Raw genomic sequence first — 6,674 nt, forward strand, 5'->3', positions numbered from 1 at the left:
TCTCGCCGGGCCCAAGGGCCCGCTGCATCTGCTGATTTCCTCTCGGGGCACCCAAGTTCGACACTTCAGGGGCGGTTTCATGATCATCTGCTTTGGCCGATGACGTAGTTTCAATAATTTAGTGGACGCCCCGAGGTCGATATGGATGGCCGGTGTAGTCACACGATGCGGNCGTATTACCCATTTCCTCTGGGGCTTCGGCTCAGGTATCATCGCTACANAATGTATACGCGCATCACGAAGACCGGCGGCCGCCAGTATCTCCAACTCGTCGAGGCCTACCGCAATGACCGCGGGCAGTCCCGCGTCCGCGTGGTCGCGAACCTTGGGCGGCTCGACAAGCTTACCCCTTCGACGCTCGATCCTTTGATCAACGGCCTGAACCGGGCCGTTGGCCGCGCTGAGAATACCGCCTCGGAGGTCATCCAGGAGCCCGGCCGCACGTATGGCGACGTCTTCGCCCTTCACGAGCTCTGGTGCGACCTGGGGATCGACAAAGCCTTGCAGCAGGCCCTGCGCTCATCCCGGCGCGGCTTCGATGCCGAGGCGCTGATCCGGGCGATGGTGTTCAACCGGCTTTGCGCGCCGGAGTCGAAGCTGGGATGCCTGCGGTGGCTGGAGACGGTCGCGATGCCCGGGATGCCGCAGACCCCGACACACCAGCAGCTCCTGCGCGCCATGGACGCCTTGATGGACAACCTTGATCCCGTCGAGGCCGCGCTGAGCCGCCAATTCCGCCCCTTGGTCGATCGAGACCTTTCGATCGTGTTCTACGACCTGACCACTGTGCGCATTCACGGCGAGGGGGAGGTTGCCGACGATCTGCGCGCCTTCGGCATGAACAAGGAACGCGGCGGCATCGCCCGGCAGTTCGTCCTCGGCGTGGTCCAGACCGCAGAAGGATTGCCGCTCTTGCATACGGTCCACCCCGGCAACGTCGCCGAGACGAAGACCTTGCAAGGGATGCTGGAGAAGGTGCTCGCGCGCTTCCCGATCCAGCGGGTGGTGCTGGTGGCCGACCGCGGCCTGCTCAGCCTCGACAACATCGCCGAACTGACCTCGGTCGCTGAACGGTCGGAGCGCACGCTGGAGTTCATCCTGGCAGTGCCGGCCCGTCGCCATGTCGACCTGGTCGAGACCTTCCAGAACCTCGCCTTCCACGAGGGCGTCGCAGAAGCCACCTTCGCCGGTCACCGGCTCATTGTGGCGCATGATCCCTTGCGGGCCGAAGACCAATCCCACAAGCGTCGGGCCCGCATCGGCGAGCTGGAGGCGATGGCGGAGCGGATGGTGGGCAAACTCGATGCCCAGGACGAGGGGCAGACGGCCCGCGGACGCCGCGCCTCCGATCGCGGTGCCTATAGCAGGTTCGCCCGCACCGTGGCCGACGCAGAGCTGACCCGCTTCATCAAGCCCGATCTGCACTCGGACAGGTTCAGCCATACCATTGACGAGGCGGCGATCCGGAATGCCGAACTCTTCGACGGCAAGCTGGCAGTCCTCACCAATGCCCCCGACATTGCGCCTGCCGAGGCCATTGCGCGCTACAAGGCCCTCGCCGACATCGAGCGTGGCTTCCGTGTCCTGAAATCCGACATCGAGATCGCGCCGGTTCATCACCGCCTGCCAGAGCGCATCCGGGCACACGCGATGATCTGCTTTCTCGCCCTCGTGCTCTACCGCGTGATGCGGATGCGCCTGAAGACTCACGGCCACAGCGCGAGCCCACGCACTGCTCTCGATCTGCTCGCGCGCATCCAGAAACACACCGCCCATATCGGCGAGAGATCATTCCATGGAACCAGCAAGACCACTCCGGAGCAACTCGACCTCTTTGACGCCCTAAGCCTGACTAAACCGACCTGACGCCTCGCGTAGTCACACAAACGCCTGCTCCGCGTTAGCAATAACAACACCTTACGCGATTAACTGTCGAACTTGGGGGGGCAGACCTCGGACGACAGAGGCTTTGACTCGTCAAGGACGATGCCTTGCCCGCGCCGGGCGAACTGCTTGCCGACAAGGGCTACGACGCGGACCGCATCCGCGACTGGGCCGAGGCCCGCGATCCCCGTCATCCCCATGCGCCGCAACCGCAAGGCCCGCGCGGGCGTGAACAAGACCTTCTACGCGCTGCGCAACCTGGTCGAGCGCTGCGTCAGGCGGCTCAAGAACAGCCGCCGCGTCGCCACCCGCTACGACAAGACCATCGAAAGCTTCCTCGGCTTCGTCGACGTCGCCTGCATCCGCCTCTGGACACAACGTTCTGTCAACAGGACCCGGCAACAGTTGACTTCGAAGCTCGACAAAAAAGGACTTTAGTAGATTCCTCCGGATTTAGCAGATGGCGTGTCGCTAGAGGAGGTCAACCAGGCATGTTGGCGAACTTTAGATTGTCTAATTGTTGCGCGGGCAGCCGCAGTGTATCGAATTCTCTAGTGGTTTCTACATGCGGTGTTAATTCGCAACAGAAATCCAAACTGTTCCTGAAGCTGGCCGGTTCAAGATTGAAATGGCATGGTCGGTTTCCGACGTGTCTTTGACCGTCGGCACGCATCCATATTGACTTACTGCCCAACGGCGTAGCTCTGAGTCAACCTTTAGTCGAGCCGGACCATCAGAGTGCCCGACTCATGCAGTAGGACGTTTAGGAGGAGAACTGTTTGAAATTTGTTCCCGGGCCAGGGAATTCCGGGGATATATCGCAGCCGTTCCGTCGGTCATCTGGCAATGTCCCGGGCAGGTGCTTTGGACAACGGGGCCGACAAACGGAAACTTTTATATCTGTACTAGGCTGTGTTGACAAAACGCCGTGTCCATAAGCGGATGCAGGCGACGTCGACGAAGCCGAGGACGCTGGCGACGGTCTTGTCGTAGCGGGTGACGACGCGGCGGGCGTTCTTGAGGCGGCCGAAGCAGCGCTCCACGAGGTTGCGCAGCGCGTAGAGCGTCCGGTCGACGCCCGCGAGTTATGTCCGAAAGTTGGTGATGGCCTGAAGTAGGCGGCATATCATGGCGGTGTTCACGCGCCGTCAGTCTCAAAAGAGAAAGGATATGCCACCGTGGCCAAATCTACCGTTGTCCCGTTCGAACTGCCATCGGAATTTTCTGCGGATCCGTTGACCGAGGTAATCCACGCTGGGGCCAAGGAGCTTCTGCGAACGGCGGTTCAGGCGGAGGTATCCGCCTTCCTCGCCGAGCATGCGCATCTTCTGGACGAGGAGGGCCGCCAGCGTCTTGTGCGCCATGGTTTTCTGCCCGAGCGCGAGATGATGACCGGGATCGGGACCATTCCTGTGCAGGTCCCGCGCGTGCGCGATCGCGGCCGCAATGAAGATGGGAGCAAGATCAAGTTCCGCTCGGCGCTGGTACCGCCGTATTTGCGCAAGGCGAAGTCGGTCGAGGAGTTGCTACCTTGGCTGTACCTGAAGGGCATCTCGACGGGCGACTTCAGCGAGGCACTGGCGGCGCTCCTCGGACCTGATGCCGAGGGGCTGTCGTCCTCGACCATCACGCGTCTGAAGGGTGCTGGCAGACTAATACGGACCAGTCTCAGGAAGGGCAGGGGGCCTGACTATTATCTTGCGCAAAGACCGCGCCACTCGGCGAGAGCGGCGGTGCGGTTGGTCTTGAAGATGTCTCGGCTGGAGAGGCTGCGTTCCTGGTTGAAGTGGTTCGAGACGGAGGCGTGGACGGCGGCGAACTTCTGCAGACTTCGCATTCGCCGGAAGCGCTGCATGGCCCTCTCGCGTCGTCGGAACGGCAGGTGCGAATTCTCCGCGCGGTTGTTCAGCCACCGACTTGTCTCCTGCCGGTCCGCCATGCCGAGGTCCTTCAGGGCCGCGCCGTAGGAGCGAAGCTTGTCCGTCACGAGGGTCTCCGCTCGGCCGTGCTTCTTCATTGCTTTTTTGAGGAATTTCAGCGCGGCCTTCTTGTCCCGCGTCTTCGTGACGAAGCTTTCCAGCACCTCGCCCTCATGGTCGACCGCCCGCCAGAGGTAGTGCTGCTCGCCGTTGATCTTCACGAACATCTCGTCGAGGTGCCAGCGCCATCGGCTCGATTGCAGGCCCTCGATCCGACGCTTGCGGATCTCGCCCGCGAACATCGGGCCAAAGCGGTGCCACCAGAAGCGCACCGTCTCGTGGCTGACGTCGACGCCGCGCTCGTGCAGCAGATCTTCGACGTTCCGCAGCGACAGCGGGAAGCGGACATACATCATCACCGCCAGCCGGATGATCTCGGAACTGGTCTTGAAGTACTTGAAGGGGCTGCGCTTGGTCACGCGGGGAGCCTAGCCAGCCGCCCGCTCCGCCTCAAGCGAAGTTCTTCTGACAAGACCCTCCCCTCGGTTCCCGGTGTGATTCGAAACGGACGCTCGGCCAAATGCTCCTTCCCTTAACCCTCCCCCAAGATCGCCGACCTGCTGCCGGGGAGCCTTGCAGTTGCACCGGTCTCGACGACCGCTCGGGACAACCGATCGCGGAACAGACCACCCCGCACGGCGTTTCTGGATCAGGCCAGTCGGTTCGGCACACCGCCGTAGATGATATTTCACCCCAGGCCGATCGAACCCGTCGCCGCCAGGGCTGAAGCGGCGCGTGAGACCTCGCGACAGGAGCGAAGACTTTGACCGAAGATGCAGGGATGAGCGTGACAGGAGGCAGGTCGCAGTGAGGGCGGCCCGGTTCCTCGTAGGACTGACGTTGTTCGTCGCCGTCGCGGCCTCGTTCCTGCCGCTGGTCGAGACGAACGTCTGGTGGGTGCGCTACCTCGACTTTCCCCGCGTGCAGTTCGCGGTCGCGCTGCTGGTCCTCACGGCCCTGCTGATCGCCACCGGCGGTGCGAGGCGGGCATGGGGCCTCGTCGCCGTGGTGCTCGGCCTAGCCGCGCTCGGCTATCACGCCTACAAGCTCCATCCCTATACGACGCTCGTCGCGCCGATGGCCGAGGCCGAGCCCGTCTGCGCCGAGGGCGACCGGCTCGACTTGATGGTGGCCAACGTGCAGCAGAGCAACGAGACCTCGGAGGCGCTGTTCAGGATGGTGGAGAAGGTCGACCCGGACGTCTTCGTCGTGCTCGAGACGGACCCGTGGTGGGACGCGGCGCTGACCGAGATGGACGGCCGCTTTCCCTACAAGGCGCAGTTCGTGCCCGAGGGCGAGGATACCGGCGCCTTCGGTATGCACCTGCTATCGCGCCATCCGCTGATCGGCTCCGAGACGATTTTCTACTTCGGAAACGACACGCCGACCATCCTTGCGGACATCGCGCTGCCCGGTGGGGCTCCGGTGCAGGTCGTGGCCGTGCACCCGCGTCCGCCGCTCTACTGGAGCCAGCCGACGACCATGCGCGACGCGCATCTGCTGACGGCCGCCCTGGAGGCGCGCGCCAGCGAGGCGCCGACCGTCGTTGCCGGCGACCTGAACGCGGTCCCATGGGAGCGGACCCTGCGCCGAGCGATGCGGATCGGTGAACTGCTCGATCCGAGGGTGGGGCGCGGGCTCTATCCGACCTACGACGTGCAAAGCTGGCTAATGTCCTGGCCGCTCGACCAGGTCTTGTTCGAGGACCGTTTCGCCCTTTCGAAGTGGCTGGTGCTGCCATCCTTCGGCTCGGACCATGCCCCCGTTCTCGCGGGGCTGTGTCTCGCGCCCGATCTCGCCGACCGGCAGAACGCCCCGCCGCTCGAGGCGGGCGACCTCGAGGAGGCGGAAAGATCGATCGCCGCGGCCCGCAGGATGAACGAATAGCGGTCGCTGGTCGAGGGATGCATAGGGTGAGGCTCGCACCTGACGGCCGTCGGCGGCAGCGCCGTCGCAGCTGGCCGCTGATCGCCTAACCGGGTAACGGTCGTGCCCTTGCGATGGGCGGCAGCGATCCTTCCGACTTGGCCGTCGGTCGAGCTCTGGGCTCGCGCCCGGTCGGACTTCCGTTTCGGAGTGCATGATGCGGGCATCACGCAGTACCGCCCGATGGCCGCTTCCCGCACCGAGTTCGAGGTCCGATGGGTGCTGGCAGACTAATACGAACCAGTCTCAGGAAGGGCAGGGGGCCTGGCCATTATCCTGCGCAAAGACCGCGCCGCTCGGCGAGAGCGGCGGTGCGGTTGGTCTTGAAGATGTCTCGGCTGGAGAGGCTGCGTTCCTGGATGAAGTGGTTCGAGACGGAGGCGTGGACGGCGGCGAACTTCTGCAGACTTCGCATCCGCCGGAAGCGCTGCATGGCCCTCTCGCGTCGTCGGAACGGCAGGTGCGAATTCTCCGCGCGGTTGTTCAGCCACCGACCGGTCTCCTGCCGGTCCGCCATGCCGAGGTCCTTCAGAGCCGCACCGTAGGAGCGAAGCTTGTCCGTCACGAGGACATCTGCTCGGCCGTGCTTCTTCATTGCTTTTCTGAGGAATTTCAGCGCAGCCTTCTTGTCCCGCGTCTTCGTGACGAAGCTTTCCAGCACTTCGCCCTCATGATCGACCGCCCGCCAGAGGTAGTGCTGCTCGCCGTTGATCTTCACGAACATCTCGTCGAGGTGCCAGCGCCAGCGGCTCGATTTCAGGCCCTCGATGCGTCGCTTCCGGATCTCACCGGCGAGTAGCGGCCCGAAGCGATGCCACCAGAAGCGCACCGTCTCGTGGCTGACGTCGACCCCCCCCTCGTGCAGCCACACCCCGGCGTTCCGCA

Annotated in this window: 4 protein-coding genes and 3 pseudogenes; 4 read left to right on the forward strand and 3 right to left on the reverse strand. The window is 63.7% G+C overall.

Features of this window, described 5'->3' with window-relative positions; all coding sequences use genetic code 11:
- The first annotated feature begins 222 nt into the window (after positions 1-222).
- Together JSE7799_RS02125 and JSE7799_RS02130 are read left to right on the forward strand one after the other, a co-directional pair.
- Positions 223-1,866, forward strand: a complete 1,644-nt coding sequence (locus tag JSE7799_RS02125) for an IS1634 family transposase (RefSeq protein ID WP_055662135.1) — start codon at positions 223-225, stop codon at positions 1,864-1,866.
- Between the two features lie 78 nt (positions 1,867-1,944).
- A pseudogene (locus JSE7799_RS02130) lies at positions 1,945-2,322 on the forward strand (transposase family protein); the annotation flags it as partial.
- A gap of 467 nt (positions 2,323-2,789) precedes the next feature.
- On the opposite strand, the pseudogene JSE7799_RS02135 reads toward JSE7799_RS02130, so the two are convergent.
- Positions 2,790-2,960: pseudogene (locus tag JSE7799_RS02135) on the reverse strand (IS5/IS1182 family transposase); the annotation flags it as partial.
- A gap of 102 nt (positions 2,961-3,062) precedes the next feature.
- On the opposite strand from JSE7799_RS02135, the pseudogene JSE7799_RS19410 reads away from it, so the two are divergent.
- Positions 3,063-3,524 (forward strand): annotated as a pseudogene (locus JSE7799_RS19410) (transposase); the annotation flags it as partial.
- Between the two features lie 53 nt (positions 3,525-3,577).
- Here JSE7799_RS19410 and JSE7799_RS02145 read toward each other — a convergent pair.
- On the reverse strand, positions 3,578-4,282 hold the full coding sequence (locus JSE7799_RS02145) for an IS6 family transposase (protein ID WP_055662137.1): 705 nt from the start codon (positions 4,280-4,282) through the stop codon (positions 3,578-3,580).
- Positions 4,283-4,670: 388 nt separating this feature from the next.
- Here JSE7799_RS02145 and JSE7799_RS02150 point away from each other — a divergent pair, with 388 nt between their 5' ends.
- Complete coding sequence (locus JSE7799_RS02150; RefSeq protein WP_055662138.1) at positions 4,671-5,750, forward strand: endonuclease/exonuclease/phosphatase family protein; 1,080 nt, start codon at positions 4,671-4,673, stop codon at positions 5,748-5,750.
- Positions 5,751-6,060: 310 nt separating this feature from the next.
- On the opposite strand, the gene JSE7799_RS02155 is transcribed toward JSE7799_RS02150, so the two are convergent.
- The coding region (locus JSE7799_RS02155) for an IS6 family transposase (RefSeq protein ID WP_055662139.1) at positions 6,061-6,674 on the reverse strand (614 nt) is incomplete at its 5' end.

Origin of the sequence: Jannaschia seosinensis (assembly GCF_001408515.1) — a bacterium.
Taxonomy (GTDB): domain Bacteria; phylum Pseudomonadota; class Alphaproteobacteria; order Rhodobacterales; family Rhodobacteraceae; genus Jannaschia; species Jannaschia seosinensis.